At 67.0% G+C, this 17,734-nt stretch carries 15 protein-coding genes; 3 read left to right on the forward strand and 12 right to left on the reverse strand.

Going from position 1 to position 17,734, the window contains the following annotated elements; genetic code table 11:
• Positions 1-34 precede the first annotated feature (34 nt).
• The 4 genes from ACZZZN_RS08175 to ACZZZN_RS08190 all read right to left on the reverse strand — a co-directional run bounded on the left by ACZZZN_RS08175 (position 35) and on the right by ACZZZN_RS08190 (position 4,223).
• Positions 35-1,495: an aspartate ammonia-lyase gene (locus ACZZZN_RS08175; protein ID WP_463504664.1), complete on the reverse strand. Its 1,461-nt coding sequence runs from the start codon at positions 1,493-1,495 to the stop codon at positions 35-37.
• Between the two features lie 93 nt (positions 1,496-1,588).
• Complete coding sequence (locus ACZZZN_RS08180) at positions 1,589-2,503, reverse strand: metallophosphoesterase (RefSeq protein ID WP_463504665.1); 915 nt, start codon at positions 2,501-2,503, stop codon at positions 1,589-1,591.
• Positions 2,504-2,547: 44 nt separating this feature from the next.
• Positions 2,548-2,883: a peptidase gene (locus tag ACZZZN_RS08185; RefSeq protein ID WP_463504666.1), complete on the reverse strand. Its 336-nt coding sequence runs from the start codon at positions 2,881-2,883 to the stop codon at positions 2,548-2,550.
• The gene (locus ACZZZN_RS08190; RefSeq protein ID WP_463504667.1) at positions 2,880-4,223 is read right to left on the reverse strand and encodes an anion permease; all 1,344 of its coding nucleotides are present in this window, start codon (positions 4,221-4,223) and stop codon (positions 2,880-2,882) included. Before ACZZZN_RS08190 ends, ACZZZN_RS08185 begins: the two co-directional genes overlap by 4 nt.
• Positions 4,224-4,379: 156 nt before the next feature.
• Here ACZZZN_RS08190 and ACZZZN_RS08195 point away from each other — a divergent pair, with 156 nt between their 5' ends.
• Both ACZZZN_RS08195 and ACZZZN_RS08200 read left to right on the forward strand, forming a co-directional pair.
• A complete protein-coding gene (locus tag ACZZZN_RS08195) occupies positions 4,380-6,479 on the forward strand; it encodes a S9 family peptidase (protein WP_463504668.1) in 2,100 nt (699 codons plus the stop codon).
• 610 nt (positions 6,480-7,089) lie between these two features.
• Positions 7,090-7,521, forward strand: coding sequence for an endonuclease domain-containing protein (locus ACZZZN_RS08200; protein ID WP_463504669.1), 432 nt, complete (start codon positions 7,090-7,092; stop codon positions 7,519-7,521).
• A gap of 148 nt (positions 7,522-7,669) precedes the next feature.
• On the opposite strand, the gene ACZZZN_RS08205 is transcribed toward ACZZZN_RS08200, so the two are convergent.
• The 6 genes from ACZZZN_RS08205 to truB all read right to left on the reverse strand — a co-directional run bounded on the left by ACZZZN_RS08205 (position 7,670) and on the right by truB (position 13,995).
• Positions 7,670-8,698: an ATP-dependent 6-phosphofructokinase gene (locus ACZZZN_RS08205; protein ID WP_463504670.1), complete on the reverse strand. Its 1,029-nt coding sequence runs from the start codon at positions 8,696-8,698 to the stop codon at positions 7,670-7,672.
• 212 nt (positions 8,699-8,910) lie between these two features.
• The gene (locus ACZZZN_RS08210; protein ID WP_463504671.1) at positions 8,911-11,067 is read right to left on the reverse strand and encodes a DEAD/DEAH box helicase; all 2,157 of its coding nucleotides are present in this window, start codon (positions 11,065-11,067) and stop codon (positions 8,911-8,913) included.
• Between the two features lie 217 nt (positions 11,068-11,284).
• Positions 11,285-12,238, reverse strand: a complete 954-nt coding sequence (locus ACZZZN_RS08215) for a bifunctional riboflavin kinase/FAD synthetase (protein WP_463504672.1) — start codon at positions 12,236-12,238, stop codon at positions 11,285-11,287.
• Positions 12,235-12,654, reverse strand: coding sequence for a hypothetical protein (locus ACZZZN_RS08220; protein ID WP_463506568.1), 420 nt, complete (start codon positions 12,652-12,654; stop codon positions 12,235-12,237). The genes ACZZZN_RS08215 and ACZZZN_RS08220 overlap by 4 nt, the downstream gene beginning before the upstream one ends.
• 82 nt (positions 12,655-12,736) lie before the next feature.
• Entirely contained in the window at positions 12,737-13,105 is a 369-nt protein-coding gene (locus tag ACZZZN_RS08225; protein ID WP_463504673.1) for a hypothetical protein, read from the reverse strand.
• On the reverse strand, positions 13,102-13,995 hold the full coding sequence (gene truB, locus ACZZZN_RS08230; protein ID WP_463504674.1) for a tRNA pseudouridine(55) synthase TruB: 894 nt from the start codon (positions 13,993-13,995) through the stop codon (positions 13,102-13,104). Before truB ends, ACZZZN_RS08225 begins: the two co-directional genes overlap by 4 nt.
• A 75-nt stretch (positions 13,996-14,070) precedes the next feature.
• On the opposite strand from truB, the gene ACZZZN_RS08235 reads away from it, so the two are divergent.
• Positions 14,071-14,970 (forward strand): HhH-GPD family protein, encoded by a 900-nt coding sequence (locus ACZZZN_RS08235; RefSeq protein ID WP_463504675.1) that lies wholly within the window; start codon positions 14,071-14,073, stop codon positions 14,968-14,970.
• 18 nt (positions 14,971-14,988) lie between these two features.
• On the opposite strand, the gene ACZZZN_RS08240 is transcribed toward ACZZZN_RS08235, so the two are convergent.
• Entirely contained in the window at positions 14,989-17,139 is a 2,151-nt protein-coding gene (locus ACZZZN_RS08240; RefSeq protein WP_463504676.1) for a LuxR C-terminal-related transcriptional regulator, read from the reverse strand.
• Between the two features lie 119 nt (positions 17,140-17,258).
• Positions 17,259-17,693, reverse strand: a complete 435-nt coding sequence (gene rbfA / locus ACZZZN_RS08245) for a 30S ribosome-binding factor RbfA (RefSeq protein WP_463504677.1) — start codon at positions 17,691-17,693, stop codon at positions 17,259-17,261.
• Between the last annotated feature and the right edge of the window lie 41 nt (positions 17,694-17,734).

Here is a 17,734-nt window from a genome sequence, read left to right on the forward strand (position 1 = left end):
CCCCGGCGATTCGCCGGGGCCTTCTGAATCCGGATCAGATCTCGATGAGGTCTTCCGCCGCGATCACGGGGATCGCGGCAGTCACGGCTTCCAGTCCGGACAGACGCGCGGGAGAGAGCTGCTTGGTGACTTCGTCACGCGACATGAGACCGGCCTCGACGACGAGGTCGGCGACGTTGCGGTTGGTCAGCAGAGCGGTCTTGGCGAGCGCCGCAGCTGCCGCGTAGCCGATGAAGGGGGTGAGCGCCGTGATCACACCGACCGAGGCTCCCACCATCGCGCCGAGGCGATCGCGGTTCGCGGTGATGCCGTCGACGCAGTTGACTCGAAGCGTCCACATCGCCTGGCGCATCCAGGTGATCGACTGGAATATCGAGTGCGCGATCACGGGCTCGAACGCGTTGAGCTGAAGCTGACCGGCCTCGGCCGCCATGGTGACGGTCATGTCTGCGCCCGCGACCGCGAAGGCCACCTGGTTCACGACCTCGGGGATGACCGGGTTGACCTTGCCGGGCATGATGCTGGAGCCCGCCTGCATCGCAGGCAGGTTGATCTCGCCGAAACCCGCCTGCGGCCCGGACGACAGAAGCCGAAGGTCGTTGCAGATCTTCGAGAGCTTCATCGCATTGCGCTTCAGCGTCGACGAGAACGACATGAACGAGCCGGTGTCGCTGGTGGCCTCGACGAGATCGGCCGATGTGACCAGGTCGAGCGACGTGATCTCGCGCAGGTGCTTCAGCACGGCGGGCGCGTAGTCGACGTGGGTGGTGATGCCGGTGCCGATCGCCGTCGCTCCCATGTTGATCTCGAACATGAGCGAAGCGTTCTCGGTGAGTCGCGTGTGGTCGAAACCGAGGGTCGAGGCGAAACCGTGGAACTCCTGACCGAGGGTCATCGGCACGGCATCCTGCAGTTGCGTACGGCCCACCTTGAGCACGTCGTGGAACTCGTGCGACTTGTGCAGGAATGAGATCCGCAGCAGATCGAGCTCCTCGAGCAGCGAACGCAGGGTGAGCGACAGTCCGATCTTGACCGCGGTCGGGTAGACGTCGTTGGTCGACTGGCTGCGGTTGGTGTGGTCGATCGGCGAGAGGTAGGCGTAATCGCCCTTCTCGCGCCCGGCCATCTCGAGCGCGATGTTGGTGATCACCTCGTTCGCGTTCATGTTGGTCGAGGTCCCCGCCCCGCCCTGGATGACGCCGACGGTGAACTGGTCATGGAACTCGCCGTCGATCACGCGCTGCGCGGCGCGGTCGATGAGATCGGCCCGCACGGGATCGAGAACGCCGATCTCACGATTCGCCCGAGCGCTCGCCTGCTTGACCATCGCGAGCGCGATGACGAGATCCGGATAGACCGAGATCGGACGCTTCGTGATCGGGAAGTTCGCGTCGGCACGGGCGGTGTGGATCCCCCAGTACGCGTCGGCGGGGATCTCCATACTCCCGAGTGAATCGGTCTCGGTACGGGTGGGAGCGGGCGCGGCAGAAGCCATGTCACATCCTTGTGGGTAGTGGCGAGTGTGGACTGCGGGGGATGCCACCATCCTACGCCCGGGTGCATGCACGGCCGAGGATACGTCCGCGAGTCACCGTTTGCGCGAGAACGCCTCGAGTCTCTCCTCAGGGGTGAGCGCCGCCATCCGCTGCAGCCATGCCTCGGAGAAATGATCTCCTGTGGGCGCGTCGACGACAGGCACCACCGTGTGGGTGATCGTTTCGGGCCGCACGTGGATGATCTGGAATGCCTGAGCGGCATCCATGCCGTTGACTTCAGCCGCCGGGCGCGCGACGTTCATGGTGTAACACGTCGCTGAGGCGACGCTCACGGGGATGCCGGCGAACGTGCCGTGCGCGGAGTAGTGGAGGTGCCCCGCGAGTATTCCCCGGACATCCGTGCCACGGATCACACGCGCGAGCTCGTCCTGATGTCGGAGTTCGAGGATGTCGAACAGCGGGACGTGACTCGGCAGCGGCGGGTGATGCATGGCGAGCAGGGTCCCGTGCGGAGCCGGCTCCCGGAGAACCTCGGCGAGCCACGTGAGCTGCGCGTCATCGATGTCTCCGTGATGCCAGCCGGGAACGCTCGTGTCGAGGGCGATCAGTCGCAGGCCGTCGAGGTCCCACACCCCCGTGACCGGTTCATCGGTCGGCTCCAGGTCGAGCAGACCCGCTCTCAGCGCCGGCCTCTCGTCGTGGTTGCCGGCGACCCAGATGACAGTCGTTCCCAGCGATTCGGCGACAGGTTCGACCGCGGACCGGAGCCGCCGGTAGGCGTCCGGCTCACCCAGATCGGCGAGATCACCGGTGACGACGATCGCCGCCGGATTCGGATGCACCGTCGTGATGGCGGCCAATGTGCGGGCGAAGTTCGACTCGACGTCGTAACGCCCACCCAGCTTCACTCCCCCGGCGAGGTAGTGCGGATCGCTGACATGGATGATGACGTGCGAAGGCTGTTCATGACGGCCGAAGACAGGCGAACTGCCGGAGGACGCGGGCATGCCCTCAGCCTAGACGGCCGTGAGATACGACGCGACGACGCTGCTCAGTGACCGACCACGATGATGAGGATGCCCACCACCACCGCCACCGCGCAGAGCGCGAAACAGGCATAGGCGCCGAACAGCGAGACCCGCTTCTGCGCGTCGGTGAGAGGGCTCTTGCGCGCGGCCTTCGCTGCCTGCTTGGCTGCCCGCTTGAGCTCTTTCTCCGTGATCACGGTGATGGCGTCGGTGAACTCGGCAGGACTCACCACGGGCGCATGACCGCTGCGGACCAGGAGCCGGAGGCCGAACGCGTAGAACGCCACGACGGCGCATGCTCCGAGCAGCGCGGCGAAGAAGACCAGGACGAACGCGCTCCAGTCGATGTCGACGCTCACTTCGACTCCTCGCTCTTCGTGTCGTCCGCCTCAGTCGGGGCATCGATCGGATCGTCGTCCGTCGGCCTCGTTCCGACACCGGTCGTCTTTCCGCCCGACTTCGCAGCTGACTTCGCCTCAGCCCCTGCCTTGGCACGCGCCTTCGCCTGCGCGACTCGCTGCTGCCGACGCGTGGGCGGCGGGCTGTCGGGCAAGTCGACCGCCAGACCGGACTCGGCGACGTCGCTCATGGCGTTCGCGGAGGTCACCGCGTCCTTCCGCGAACGCAGGAACAGACCGATGATCACGGCGAGTGCGAGCACGGCATCGATCGCGATCCCCCACAGGCCGAGCCAGGTGATGAGCAGTGCGGCGAATGCACCGACGGCACCGGCCGCGGGAAGCGTCAGCAGCCACCCGATCGCGATGCGACCGGCGGTGCGCCAGCGGACGGTCGATCCGCGGCGGCCGAGGCCGGAGCCGATCACCGAACCCGATGCCACCTGCGTGGTGGAGAGCGCGAAACCGAACGCGCTGGAAGCCAGGATGGTCGCGGCCGTCGAGCTCTCTGCCGAGAAGCCCTGCGCGGGCTTGACCTCGGTCAGCCCCTTGCCGAGTGTGCGGATGATCCGCCATCCGCCGAGATAGGTCCCGAGCGCGATGGTCACGGCACAGGCGATGATCACCCAGAGATAGGGGTCGGCCTGCTCGCTGTTCTGCCAGCCGACCGTGATGAGCGCCAGGGTGATGACTCCCATCGTCTTCTGCGCGTCGTTCGTGCCGTGTGCGAGTGCGACCAGGGATGACGTGAAGATCTGGCCCCAACGGAAGCCGTCGCGTCCGTCCGGCTTGCCGTCGTAGCGGCGTGTGATCGAGTACGCGAGCTTGGTGGCCGCGAAGGCGATGATGCCGGCGGTCAGCGGAGCGATCAGAGCAGGGAGGATGATCTTCGAGAGCACCATGCCGAAATCGATGCCGGCGACGCCGACGCCGACGAGCGTGGCACCGATGAGACCGCCGAACAGGGCGTGCGACGAGCTCGACGGCAGACCGAGCAGCCAGGTCAGCATGTTCCAGGTGATCGCGCCGATGAGCCCCGCGAAGATCATCGGCAGGAACGCATCCCCCTGGATGGTGTCCTCGCGGATGATGCCGTGCGAGACCGTCTTGGAGACCTCGGTCGAGAGGAACGCGCCGACGAGGTTCAGGACAGCGGCGAGAAGCACCGCGGTCTTGGGCTTCAGCGCACCGGTCGCGATGGGGGTGGCCATCGCGTTCGCGGTGTCGTGGAACCCGTTGGTGAAGTCGAAGAAGAGTGCCAGCAGGATAACCAGCACGACGATGAGGGCTGCGGTTTCCACCGTTCGCTTTCGGTCGTTGAGGAAAAGGAAGGTGTCGACGGGATCGACGTGATGAACGAAGAGTTCACCGTGGGTTTGTCTTCCGTTAACCGGCCCCGGTAGATCCTCCCACCCTGTCGGGTGCCGGTCAACTCGACCTCGACTAGCGTGGGGTGGGTGACTGACGCTCCGATCGCTGACCGCCGCTCGACCCTGCGCACCCATCACGGGGACACCTTCGACGATCCGTACGAATGGCTCCGCGACAAGGAGTCCGCAGAGCTGATCTCCCACCTCGAAGCCGAGAACGCGCACACCGAGTCCGAGCTCGGCCACCTGGCAGCGCTCAGGCAGACTCTGTTCGAGGAGATCAAGGGCCGCGTGCAGGAGACCGACCTCTCGGTTCCGACACGGCGTGGAGACTGGTGGTACTACAGCCGCACCGAGGAGGGCTCTCAGTACGGCATCCACTGCCGCACCGCTGCCGCCGCAGACGACTGGACTCCCCCGGTGCTCGAACCCGGCATCCCTGTCCCCGGCGAGGTCGTCCTGCTCGACGGCAACGCCGAGGCGGAGGGGCACGACTTCTTCTCGCTCGGGGCCTTCGACACCTCGGACGACGCCACGAAGCTGCTCTGGGCGACCGACTTCGACGGCGATGAGCTCTACACGGTGCGCGTGCGCGACCTCTCGACCGGAGAGACGCTCGCAGATGAGATCCCGAACACCGCGGGGGCGTTCTTCACGCCCGACGGCACCGGGATCCTGTATACGACCCGTGACGATGCGTGGCGTCCGGACACACTGTGGCTGCACCGCCTCGGAACCCCCGTCGCCGATGATGTGAAGCTGTTCCACGAACCCGATGAGAAGTTCTGGCTCGGCGCAGGGATCACCCGCAGCCGCCGCTATCTCGTGATCGCGGTCGGCTCGAGCATCACCAGCGAGGAGTATCTGGTCGATCTGACCGGAGACCTCGCCGTCGCCCCCACGGTCGTCTGGCCGCGCCGGGAGGGCGTCGAGTACTCCCTCGAACATGCCGTCGTCGATGGCGAGGATCGCCTCTACATCCTGCACAACGAGGATGCGCTCGACTTCGAGCTCGTGTCGGTGAGCGCATCCGAGCCTCAGGGAGAGCGTCGCGTCGTGCTCCCGCACGAAGCCGGACGCCGACTGCTGGGCATGGACGCGTTCCGCGATTTCGCGACGATCGAATACCGTCGCGAAGGACTCGAACGCGTCGGGATGCTCGACTACACGACGGATGCCGTCGAAGACATCCTGTTCGACGAGCCGCTGTACTCGGCGGGCGTCAGCGGAAACCCCGAGTGGCACTCGCCGTTCCTGCGCCTCGGCTACACGTCTTTCGTGACCCCCGGCACGGTCTTCGAGCTCGACCTCGCGACTCACGAACTCGTGCTGCGCAAGCAGGTCGCGGTGCTCGGCGGATACGACCCGCAGGAATACGGCCAGGAGCGTGCGTGGGCCACGGCTTCCGATGGCACCCTGGTGCCGATCTCGCTCGTCTGGAAACGGTCATTCGGCACGCCCGGCTCCGCGCCCAGGCCGGTGCACCTGTACGGGTACGGGTCGTACGAGCATTCGATCGACCCCGGGTTCTCCGTCGCGCGTCTCTCCGAGCTCGACCGCGGCATCGTCTTCGCCGTCGCGCATGTGCGGGGCGGTGGTGAGATGGGTCGGCAGTGGTACGAAGACGGCAAGCTGCTCAACAAACGCAACACCTTCACTGATTTCATCGCCTGCGGGGAGCACCTCGTCAGGGCGGGGATCACGAGCCCCGAGATGCTCGTCGCAGAAGGAGGAAGCGCCGGAGGACTGCTCATGGGAGCCGTCGCGAATCTCGCGCCCGAGCTGTTCGCGGGCATCCTCGCCGGAGTCCCCTTCGTCGACGCGCTCACGACGATCCTCGATCCGTCCTTGCCCCTCACCGTCGTGGAGTGGGACGAATGGGGCGACCCGCTGCACGGCGCCGACGTCTACGAGTACATGAAGTCGTACTCCCCCTACGAGAATGTGCGGGACGGGGTCGAGTATCCGCGCATCCTCGCTGTCACCTCGCTCAACGACTCTCGCGTTCTGTATGTCGAACCCGCGAAGTGGGTCGCCGCATTGAGGTACGCAGGCGCGAAGGACGTGCTTTTGAAGTGCGAGATGGTCGCCGGACACGGGGGCGTGAGCGGACGCTACAACTCGTGGAAGGAGCGCGCGTTCGAGCTCGCCTGGCTTCTCGACACCGTGGGACTCGCGGAGAGCTGATCGGCGAACCCTCGCGCGTTCTCACCACGCGAGATCCGGCGAACCGCGCGAGACACGGCTGCGATGCACGCTGCCCTCCGCATCCGGGGCGGTTCGCCGGATCTGAGTCGCGGACACCTCTTCTGCACCGGGGGTCGATCACGGAGGCTTCTCTCTCTGCGTGGGGCGACGCTCCGGGCGTTGGTCCGCCACCGGTCAAAGTGGACGGATGCATCTGGACGAATGGCTCGGTTTACGCGAGGGCGTTGCCCACACATCGGAGATCTACGCCGCGGGGTTCAGCCGGCATACGGTCGACACGGGGGTCGCACGAGGTCGGATGCAGCGGGTGCGCCGATCATGGATCTCTTTGCAGCCCGGTGACGACGAACTGCTCGCCGCCGTCGCAGCAGGAGGACGCCTCACGTGCGTGAGCGCCGGTCGCAGACTGGGTCTGTGGGCGCCCGCGCATGATGTGCACCATCTGGCGGTACCGGCTGGTGCGGGGAAGACCAGAGGGACGGACATCCGCGTGCACTGGTCTCGTGGCCCGGCGCCGGTCCACCGGCGTCAAACCGTCGACCCGCTGATCAATGTGCTCCATCATGTCGCTCGGTGTCAGGAGCCCTCCGTGGCACTGGCCATCTGGGAGTCAGCGCTGAACCGTCGACTGATCGGCGCTGAGGTCCTGGAGCGCGTCGCTTGGCAGGGGGCACGGGCTCGCCGACTCGCCGGAGTCGCCTCCAGCCTCTCGGACTCGGGGCTCGAGACCGAGTTCCTCCTGCTGATGCGGTCAATCGGAGTGGTGGTGCAACAGCAGATGCGGCTTGACGGACGCCGCGTCGATGCTTTGATCGGCCAAAAACTCGTCGTCCAGCTGGACGGGTTCGCACACCACAGCGATCCGGCGTCACGCCGTCGGGACATCGAAGCCGACGCTCGTCTGCGTCTGCGCGGCTACACCGTGCTGAGGTTCGATTACCACCAGGTGTTCTTCATGCCGGACCTCGTTGCCGACATCGTTCGCGCAGCCCTCGCTCAGCGCCTGCACGTCGACCGCTGACCTCGCGGACCCGAGAACACGAGCAACGCGAGATCCGGTCGACCGCTCGAGATACGGATGCTCGACACTGAAGCGTCCGCATCTCGAGCGGTTCGCCGGATCTCCGCGTGCGCTCGCAACGGCGAGTCCGGGCCGGCGCGAACCGCACTCAGCCGAAGAGCGCAGCGGCCTCGTCGTAGCGACTGCGCGGCACGGTGTTCAGCTCGCCGAGGGCCTCTGCGAACGGCACGCGCACGATGTCTGTGCCCTGCATCGCGACCATCTGTCCCCACGCACGGTCCATGATCGCGTCAGCGGCGTGCAGGCCCAGCCGAGTCGCGAGGACGCGGTCGAACGCCGACGGCGATCCGCCGCGCTGGATGTGGCCGAGGATGGTCGCTCGTGTCTCGATGCCGGTGATGCGTTCGATCTCGGGCGCCAGCTGGTCGCCGATACCTCCGAGCCGCGGGCGGTTGAAAGCATCCAGACCCTTGTCGCTGTATGCCTCCTCCATACCCTGCAGCGTGAATCCCTCAGACACGACGACGAGCGGGGCGCGTCCTCGATCGTGGGCACTGGTGACGAGAGCTGCGACCTCGTCGAGCGTCTGGGGGACCTCGGGGATCAGGATGGCGTGCGCGCCCGCTGCCATGCCGGCGTGCAGCGCGATCCATCCGACGTGGCGCCCCATGACCTCGGCGACCATGCAGCGCTGGTGCGAGTCGCCCGTGGTGCGCAACCGATCCATCGCATCGGTCGCGATGTTCACCGCGGTGTCGAAGCCGAAAGAGTAGTCGGTGGCGCGCAGGTCGTTGTCGATCGTCTTGGGGACGCCGATGACGTTGATGCCGTCCTTCGCCAGACGATCCGCCGCTGCCAGAGTCCCCTCTCCGCCGATCGCGATGATGCCGTCGATCCGGTGACCGTAGAGAGTCTTGGCGATGTTCTCGGCTCCGCCTCGCTCACCCTCGTACGGATTCGTCCGGCTCGTGCCGAGGATCGTACCGCCCACCTTGGACAGACCCTTCACCTCGTGTCGGGTCAGCGGGAAGAAGTCTCCGTCGACCACGCCACGCCAGCCGTCGCGGATGCCCACGAATTCGACGTCGTACGTCGTGGTGCCCTTGAGCACGATTCCGCGGATGACCGCGTTGAGTCCGGGGCAGTCGCCGCCGCTCGTCAGGATGCCGATCTTCATGCTTGCCTCAGACGGTCAGGAAAGGGGGAACAGGCGACACTGCCTGCGAACGACACTAGCGCCCGGGCCGAGAGTGCGCCATTCGAGGCGGCGAAAACCGTGGATCTTGCGATGATTCGAGGGCGATTCGATGAAAGTTCACGAACGCAGTATCGGGAACGGAAAATCGGCGTCAAGAACCGAAGTTCTTAACGCCGATTTCCCGTTCTGTGTCACGCCGCTCCGAGGGCCTCCCGCAGGAGATGCATCAGCGCGCCGAGCTGCACCGGCTCGGCGGCGACCTCGTCGAGGGCTTCGCCGTCGAGTGCGCGCGCCGCGAGCCCCTGCTTCTGGTCGATGAGCTCAGCGATCTTCGCGTCAACGGTGTGCGCAGCGATGATGCGCCACGCGGTGACGGGCTCGTCCTGTCCGATACGGTGCACGCGGTCGATCGCCTGGGTCTGCTCGGCTGCCGTCCACGAGAGCTCCGCGAGGACGACGTTGGACGCCGCCTGCAGATTGAGTCCGACGCCGGCCGCGGTGAGCGAGCACACCGCGATGCCGACCTCGGGGACGCCGTTGAAGTCGTCGATGGCCTGCTGCCGTGCCGTCGAGGTCTGGTCGCCCCTGATCGACACCGAGCGGATGCCGGCCGACGCGAAGTGCGCCTCGGCCTGATCCATCACGTCGATGTGCTTCGCGAAGAACACGACCTTGCCGACCGAACGCTGCAGCTGCGCGGCGTAGTCGGCGGCGAGATGAGCCTTCGCCTGGCCGATGCGACGCACCATGGTGAAGACGTTGTCTCCGCCCGTTCCCGCGGCCTTCGACTCCTCCAGCTCATTCTGCGCCACGAGACGCACGATGTCGTCGTCGATCTCGCCCGCCGCCACGCGAGACGAGCCGGTCGACGAGGTCCGCGCCTCGACGATCCGTCGATAGCGGGCGGCGAGGCGTTCGCCGAGTTCGCGCTCCGCCTGACGGATGCTTCGCCCGAACTCGTCGTCGAGTTGCACCGGGAGATCTGCGATGAGCTTGTCGGGCAGATCCGCAGCGACGTCTTTCTTCTTGCGCCGCACGATCCCCATCGAGATCACAGCCTCGCGTGCCTCGGGATAGAAGGCTTTGTCGGCCGGTGTGAGGCCGGTCGCGTCAAGCTTCTCCATGAGTTCCGGCCCGGGCTTCTCCCCCGTGGTCCAGTCGAGGAATCGCCAGATGGCGTCGAAATCCTCGACGTCATTGATCAGAGGCGTTCCGGTGAGCGCCAGCAGAAGCGGCTTGCCGCCGGGCGTGCGCTCGCGCACACGCGAGGCGAGCGTCAGCACGTTCTGGGAGCGCTGCGAGCTCAGGTTCTTGATGAAGTGCGCCTCATCGACGACCATCCCCCGAAGGCCGATGGAGGCCAACCATGACATGTGCCGGTCGAGGATCTCGTAGTTCACGATGAAGACGTCGGCGAAAGCATCGATATCGGTGCCGTCACCCTGGATCACCGTGGCCCGACGCTGTGGCGTCCACCGCTCGACCTCGCGCGCCCAGTTCATCTTCACCACGTTCGGCACGACGACGAGCAGCGGGTACGCCTCGGCGACGGACGCGGCGAGCAAGGACTGCGCCGTCTTGCCGAGACCGGGCTCGTCTGCGAGCAGGAAGCTCCGGTGCCCGGCGCGGACCGCTTCGAGGAAGCGCGACTGGTGCACCATGACCTCGAGCCCCTTGGGCGAGAGGTGGTCATACTCGGGCGCAGGCGGCAGATCCATGCTCGCCGCTGCTCCCCCAGCACCGGTCTCGAACGCCTTGTACAGCGGCCCCATCAGCTCCCAGCCGTCGAGGCGGCGGCGAGGCGTCGTGGCGGCCCGAGGCGTGAGGTCGGGTGCAAGGAACGGATTGGCCAGCTGACGTGCCTCGACGGACGGCGGCGTGACCTGACGCTCGGCGATCGCCGCCGGCACCATCGGCATCTGCACCGGAGCGATGTCGGCGATGATCAGCTCGTCGGGAGCGAGCTCCGCACCGGACTCGAGCAGCCAGTCGCGTCGCATGCGCTTCGCGACCGGGGAGGTGGCCTGGTCGGCCTCGAGCAGTTGAATCAGGGAGGTGTCGCGCGCGGCGGTCTTCGCGAGTATCGTCGCGACGCCGTCGAGCCGCTTGAGCAGTTCAGAGCGCGCACCGTCCGCGATCTCCGAGTCCGCCTTGACCCGCGCACGCTCCTCGCGCACGAGGAAGGCGATCACCTGGAACTTCACACGATTGGTGGGGCCCAGCTTGCCGCGCTGCGACTTGGCCTCGATCTCGCGCACCTTGCGCGCCAGGATCGGGATCAGCGGTGCCTCGTCATCACGACGAGATGTCTTCTTGCGCCTCGTGGCGGCGGTTGCCGTGGTCGGCATGCTCCTCCTGAGCGTGAAGGCCAGCGCATCGGTGATGCGACGGCCGTTCTCGATGTCCGCGTGTGGCGTGAGCCAGGACCGTACGAACAGTGGTTCCGGTTCCCGACGATGCGCGATACCAACCGCGAAGATCGAAGGCAACCGTTGCCCATACTATGCCATCACCCCGCGAGGGCGCTGAATCCGCCCCGGAGAGTTCGGAGGACGTTCACCCGGTTCAGGCGGTTCGCGATGCGAGGACGCGCTCGGCATCGGCGACGTCGGCAGCCATCTGCGACATGAGCTTCTCGATGCCTTCGAATGCGACCATGCCGCGCAACCGGGACACGAACTCCACAGTGACGTCGTGGCCGTACAGATCGAGCTCGGTCTCGCCCAGCACATGCGCTTCGACCTGACGCTCGAGGACGTCGTCGAAGGTGGGGTTGGTGCCGACGGAGATCGCCGCCGGATGCCGGATCCCGGTCGCGTGATCGTGCAGCCACCCCGCATACACGCCGTCCGCAGGAACGAACGAGTCGACCGACGCCGAGAGGTTCGCGGTGGGAAAACCGAGCTCCCTGCCGCGCTTGAGGCCGTGCACGACCTCACCGCGCACATCGACGTTTCGGCCGAGCACGAGGGCGGCTGTCGTCACGTCGCCGTCCATCAGCAGTTCTCGGATCCAGGTGGAGGACACCCGGCGATCCGACCCGTCGAGGAAGACATCGTCGACGACCTCGACGGCGAAGCCGTGGATCGGTCCGAGCTCACGGAGCAGAGCCGGGGTTCCCGCTCCGCCGCGTCCGAAGCGGAAGTCCTGCCCGACCAGCACGGTCGACACGTGCAGTGCGCCGACGAGGATGTCGGCGACGAAATCCTCGGCGGTGCGAGAAGCGAGTTCCTCATCGAAGGTCAGCAGGAGCGTGGCGTCGAGTTCGAGCTCGCCGAGCAGCTCGAGCTTGCGCTCGACAGTCACGACGTTCTCGGGGCAGCGGTCGGGTCGCAGGACCGCCAGCGGGTTTCGATCGAACGTCACCGCGACGGATCGTTCTCCGGTTTCCGCAGCCTTCTCCCGCAGTCTGCGGATCACGGCTCGATGACCTGCGTGGACGCCGTCGAACTTGCCGATCGCGACCACCGACGGGCCGAAGCCGGCGGGAACCTCGTGCGGATCGCGGAAGACGATCACGCCTTCACCTCGGCGCGTTCGGAGTCTGCGGACCGGCTCGACGGCCGGTGGGTCCGAAGCCACCAGATCCCGCACACCGGAAGCACGAGCGGGATGAACAGATATCCACGACCGAACATCGACCACACGGTGTCGTGCGGGAAGAGGTCGGGGAAGAACACACTCAGCGCGCCCACCACGATGACACCGGTGAGCTCGAAGACGATGGCGATCCATGCGATCGCGTACCACTTGCCCCTGTCGGCGAGCACCAGTGCGAGGGTGGCGAGGACATAGACGGCGGCTGCGAGAGCCGACAGCGAGTACGCGAGCGGCGCCTCGTCGAACTGGCGGAAGATCTGCACGAAGCTTCGCCCGGTCGCAGCAAGAGCCATGACGGCGTAGACGATCACGAGGACACGGCCGATGCCGGTCATCCGAGAGGAGGAGACGGAGGTGCTCATAGCGCCCTCCATTCTAGGCGCGGCCCGGTGGTCCCGGATGCGTGCGACTGCGGCGTCAAGCGATCTGAACCGTCCAGATGACATGCATACGCCACACCATGATGGCCACCGCGATCGCGGCCACCCCGAGTATCACCGTGCTCCACCTGCTGCGCTCCATGAGCGCCCAGAGCACCGCGCCGATCGGCAGCAGGACGGCCGAGACGAGATAGACCCAGTACTCGAGCAGATCGCCTGTGGGCGGGTTGCCGGCGAACGGAGCGACCACCGCCACCACCACCTGGACGACCAGCAGGAGTTCCACGAGGGCGAGCGCGCCGACCGAGAAGTCACTCGGTCGTCGCCCGAGGAGTCCGAGCACGATGCAGAAGAGGCCCGCAGCGACCGCCACAGCGATCTGCGTGATCGTCAACCAGAGGATCATCGCGCGGTCTCCGGCATGTTCATCGCGCTCTTGAGATCCGCCCCACGCTTCTCCATGACCCCGACGAGGATCCCGTCCTCGTCGATCGCCGCCGCCAGCGCCGCAGTCAGGCGCGTGGCCTGGCCCACGAGACGCTTTCCGTGCCTCAGGTCGGTGGCCTCCCCGGCCGAGACATCGATCACGTCGAGAACGCGGGCCGCTGCCGCAGCGGGGGTCATCAGCGTCGCGCCTTCGAGATCGTCGAGTCGCACAGCGTCCGCCACGTCGAAGTCGCCCACTCGCGAGCGTCGGAGCGCGGTGAGGTGACCGCCGACTCCGAGATCTGCGCCGAGATCGCGGGCGAGAGATCGGATGTAGGTGCCCGAGGAGCATTCGACGACGACATCGAGATCGAGGAATCCAGCTCCCTCTCGCTGAGCGAGCACCTCGAACCTCGAGACCGTGACCTCTCGGGCCGCGAGCACGACTTCCTCGCCCGCGCGCACGCGGTCGTAGGCGCGACGGCCGTCGACCTTGATCGCCGACACGGAACTCGGCACCTGCGAGATCTTGCCCGTGAGTGCCCGCACGCCTGCCATGACGCTGTCCGCCGTCACCGCACTCCAGGCATCGTCCAGTGCGTGGACGAGGACCTCGCCGTCCGCATCATCGGTGTGCGTGGTCTGCCCCAGCCGAATCGTCGCCTCGTAGGTCTTGTCCGCCCCGACCACGTAAGTGAGAAGACGGGTCGCGCCCTCGACGCCGATCACGAGCAGCCCGGTGGCCATCGGGTCGAGGGTGCCGGCGTGACCGACCTTGCGGGTGCCGAGCGCGCGCCGAGTCCGAGCGACCACGTCATGGCTGGTGAGTCCAGCAGGCTTGTCGACGAGCAGGATGCCGGGTGAGACCATCCGTCCAGAATACGGTGCCGTCACCGGGGCTCTCGTACCCGTGGGTGCGGTTCGTGGTCGCATAGGCTGGCATCCGTGCTCCCGAACACTCGACCCGCCGATGCACTGCTCGTGCCGCTCATCGACTGGTACCGCCGGACCGCACGCGATCTGCCCTGGCGCCGCACGGTCTTCCACGAGTCATACGGCGCGTGGGGAACTCTGGTCAGCGAGTTCATGCTGCAGCAGACACCGGTGAACAGGGTGATACCGCATCTCGAAGCCTGGCTCGATCGCTGGCCGACGCCCGCCGCACTCGCCTCCGCGACTCCCGCCGAGGTCGTGCAGCAGTGGGCGAATCTGGGCTACCCGCGCCGCGCGCTCTGGCTGCACCGCGCGGCGATCGAAGTGATGGACAGACACGGCGGCATCGTCCCGCGTGACGTGGATGCGCTTCTCCAGTTGTCCGGCATCGGGGACTACACCGCGAGAGCCGTGGCCGTGTTCTCCTACGGCGACCGTCACCCGGTCGTCGACACCAACACACGCCGGGTATTGGCTCGTGCTGTGCTCGGTCAGGCGCATCCGGGCTCTCCCTCGCGCCGCGACCTCGGGCTGATGGAGTCGCTGCTGCCCGCGACGGACGCCGAATCCGCGGTGTTCAATGCCGCCGCGATGGAACTGGGGGCTACGGTGTGCACAGCACGCAACCCGCGGTGCTCCTCGTGCCCGCTCGTCGGCACCTGCGCCTGGGTCACGTCGGGGCGACCCGATACCGGCGATACCAGGCGACGTCAGGCCGCGTTCGAGGGCTCCGACCGTCAGGCGCGGGGCGCCGTCCTGCGGGTGCTGCGGGCCGCATCGCCCGGGCAGGTTCCCCTCGACGCCGTGATCCCGGAGTGGGCAGATCCCCTGCAACGCGACAGGGCCATCGACTCCCTCATCGCCGATGGACTGGCCGAGGCCGACGGGGACATGCTGTCCCTCCCCCGGTGACGTCTCGGCTCGTGCGTCTCAGACGTACTGGCCCACGCGATGCGCGAGTACCGTCAGTTCGACTCGCGTGCGCACCTCGAGCTTCGCGAACACACGGCCGAGATGGACCTCGACGGTCCGCACCGACACATGCAGCGACGCTGCGATGTCTCGGTTCGAGGACCCCGCCACCGCGAGCATGGTGACCTCGAGTTCGCGCGCCGTCAGCATCGGCTCCCAGATGCGGCGAGATGAGGCGAGCGGGTCGCCGGTCGCCGAGCCGCCGACCACGTCGGCCTGCAGCCGAAGGAGCCGGACGCCCACCGCTCGGGCCCATGCTTCGGCGCCCGACACCTCCAGCAGGCTCCGAGCAGCTTCGAGGTGTTCTCTGGCGCGGGCGACGTCGCCGGTGATCAGACAGCGGGTGCCGATCATCGCCTCGACCCTTCCGCGGGAGAACGGTGAGGGCAGAGTCCTGGCCGCGGCGACGACAGCCGCACGCTCGGACCGCCATTCCTCGTCCGAGCATCTCAGCATGCGCGCACGGAGGTCCTGGGCGAGCGAGATACCGGGCGGTTCGATTCGTCGTGGAGATGAAGGGGCGCGATCTCCGACGAGCACGGCCTCCTCGAGTCCAGGCACGGAGAGAGTCGTCTGCGGAGCACCCGCATCCCGCCAGAGGCGCATGAACGTGGCCGCCTGCTCGAACGAGCCGGCGAGGAAAGCCTCGATGCCCCGGTCGACCAGATCGTCGATGCGCATCGCCGGAGGAAGCACCACCGTCAGCGAGCGCGCGAACGGGCCCAGGCGCCCGAGAACCGCGAGATCGAGTCGCCGTGCGATGACAGCGGCGAGCCCCGCGAACGGAATCACGACCGGCAGCTCGAGGGACGCGCGGATCAGCTTCGTCCGGGCTGTGCCGATGTCACCGCTCCACATGAGCAGAAGCACCTCGACGATCGCCCGATAGGCGCCGACGAGCGGACTCCGTTCGAACCCCGCGACGAACGGATCGACCTCGGCGCCGATCCCGGATTCCCCGGCGGCGAGGATGCGCAGGCCCTCATCGACATCGCCGTCCATCGCTGCGTGCAGCGCACGCAGCATCCCCCCGGTCAACGGCCCGGTCCCATGGACCTCCACGTCGACGTCCCGATCTCCAGCGATGAGCCACGCGAGAGCCACGACGGGATCCCGCAGCTCCGACACCGATGCGCTCCTGTCGGCACCGTCCCGGAGCGCGGCGATCCAGGCGCGCATCCCCTCTCGATCGCCGCGCTCGGCGCACAGCACCGCAGCGAATGCTGCAGCTCGCGCCCAGAGGTACCAGGCATCTCGCGTCTCGCCACGCGGACGCAGCGACGTCAGATCGATACGGGGAACTGCACCCTGCAGGTGAGTCTGCGCGATGAGCATCGCACCGAGTGCCTGAAGCCGGTACTGCTCGGCCCCGTCGGGAAACAACCCGGCGAGTCGGTCGACCGCCTCGACGGCGAAGCCGGCTGCCATCGCGGACCGACCGGCGACGGCGAGTGCCTCATCGCGTTCGACCCCACTCGCATGCGCTGCGGCTTCTGACGCGAGGTGCATGGCTCTCTCGTTCGCACCGGCTTCGGAGAGATCCCTGGCGATGCGAGTCAGATCGGACGCGGTCTCGGGAACCCCGAACATCGACGCCCGCGCACGATGCCAGTCCGCATCCACGCGCTCCCCACGCGCCTCGAAGACCCCGTGCAGACGAGCGTGCACGCGCGCAGCCGCCGACGGAACGGTGGTACCACGCAACCAGATCGCAAGTCGCGGGTCGGCCAGCCGTACACGACCCGCGTGCACGACGAGGAGATCCGACACCCCGCACACGGCCAGATCGTCGGCCGAACGGCCGTCGAAGTCGAGCAGCGGCGCCAAGCGGTCATCCAACCGCATGGACGCAGCGATCAGGAGGTCCCGGTCACGCGGTGCCAGCTCGAGGTCGCGGAACCTCGCCGCGATGGAATCGACCATCGGCAAGGGAGAAGGCAACGGACGGAGACCGTGGCGTTGCTGTCGGCCGAGCAAACCCGCCACAGCGCGCACGCTGGACACGTCGGCAGTGACCTCAGCCACGATCCGCACCACGACATGTGGTGCGCAGCCGAGGTCGTGGGCGAGCAGATCATCGAGGAGTACCTCGATGACAGCCGGTGTCACGGAAGGCGCAATGCGCGCACCAAGAACGTCGATTCCGAACCCCCCAGTCCGAACGAGCATGCGCTCGTCAGGCTGAGGGTATCAAGGCACTCGACCGGATCAGCCGACGTGCTGGTATATCACGCCGGAGCGTCCTCGTCGTCCTGACGGAGGTACGGATCGGCCTCACCGGCATGCGATGCCGACGACGCCAGCTTCGCCACTTCAGCATCCCGCTCCTGCGCCTCGCGGAGCAGCGCGGAGATGTGATCGGCGTTCTCGGGAAGCGCGTCAGGGATGAACTCGAGCGTGGGCACCAGACGCGTGCTCAGCTGCTTGCCGACCTCGCTGCGCAGCATTCCGGTCGCGGACGTGAGAGCGGCCCCGCTGGAGAGCCGCTCTTCCTCGGTGCCGAGCACCGTGTAGAAGACCGAGGCGTGCTGCAGGTCTCCACTGACTCGGACATCCGTGATCGTGACGAAGCCGAGGCGCGGATCCCGCAGCCCCTTCTCGAGCCTTTCGGCGATGATCACACGAATACGATCAGCCAGACGGGCCTGTCGTTCACCAGCCATTGTTCTCTCCCTCTACGTACCCTTCGGGCGAGGATGCATGA

It is taken from the genome of Microbacterium sp. AC145 (assembly GCF_979258505.1).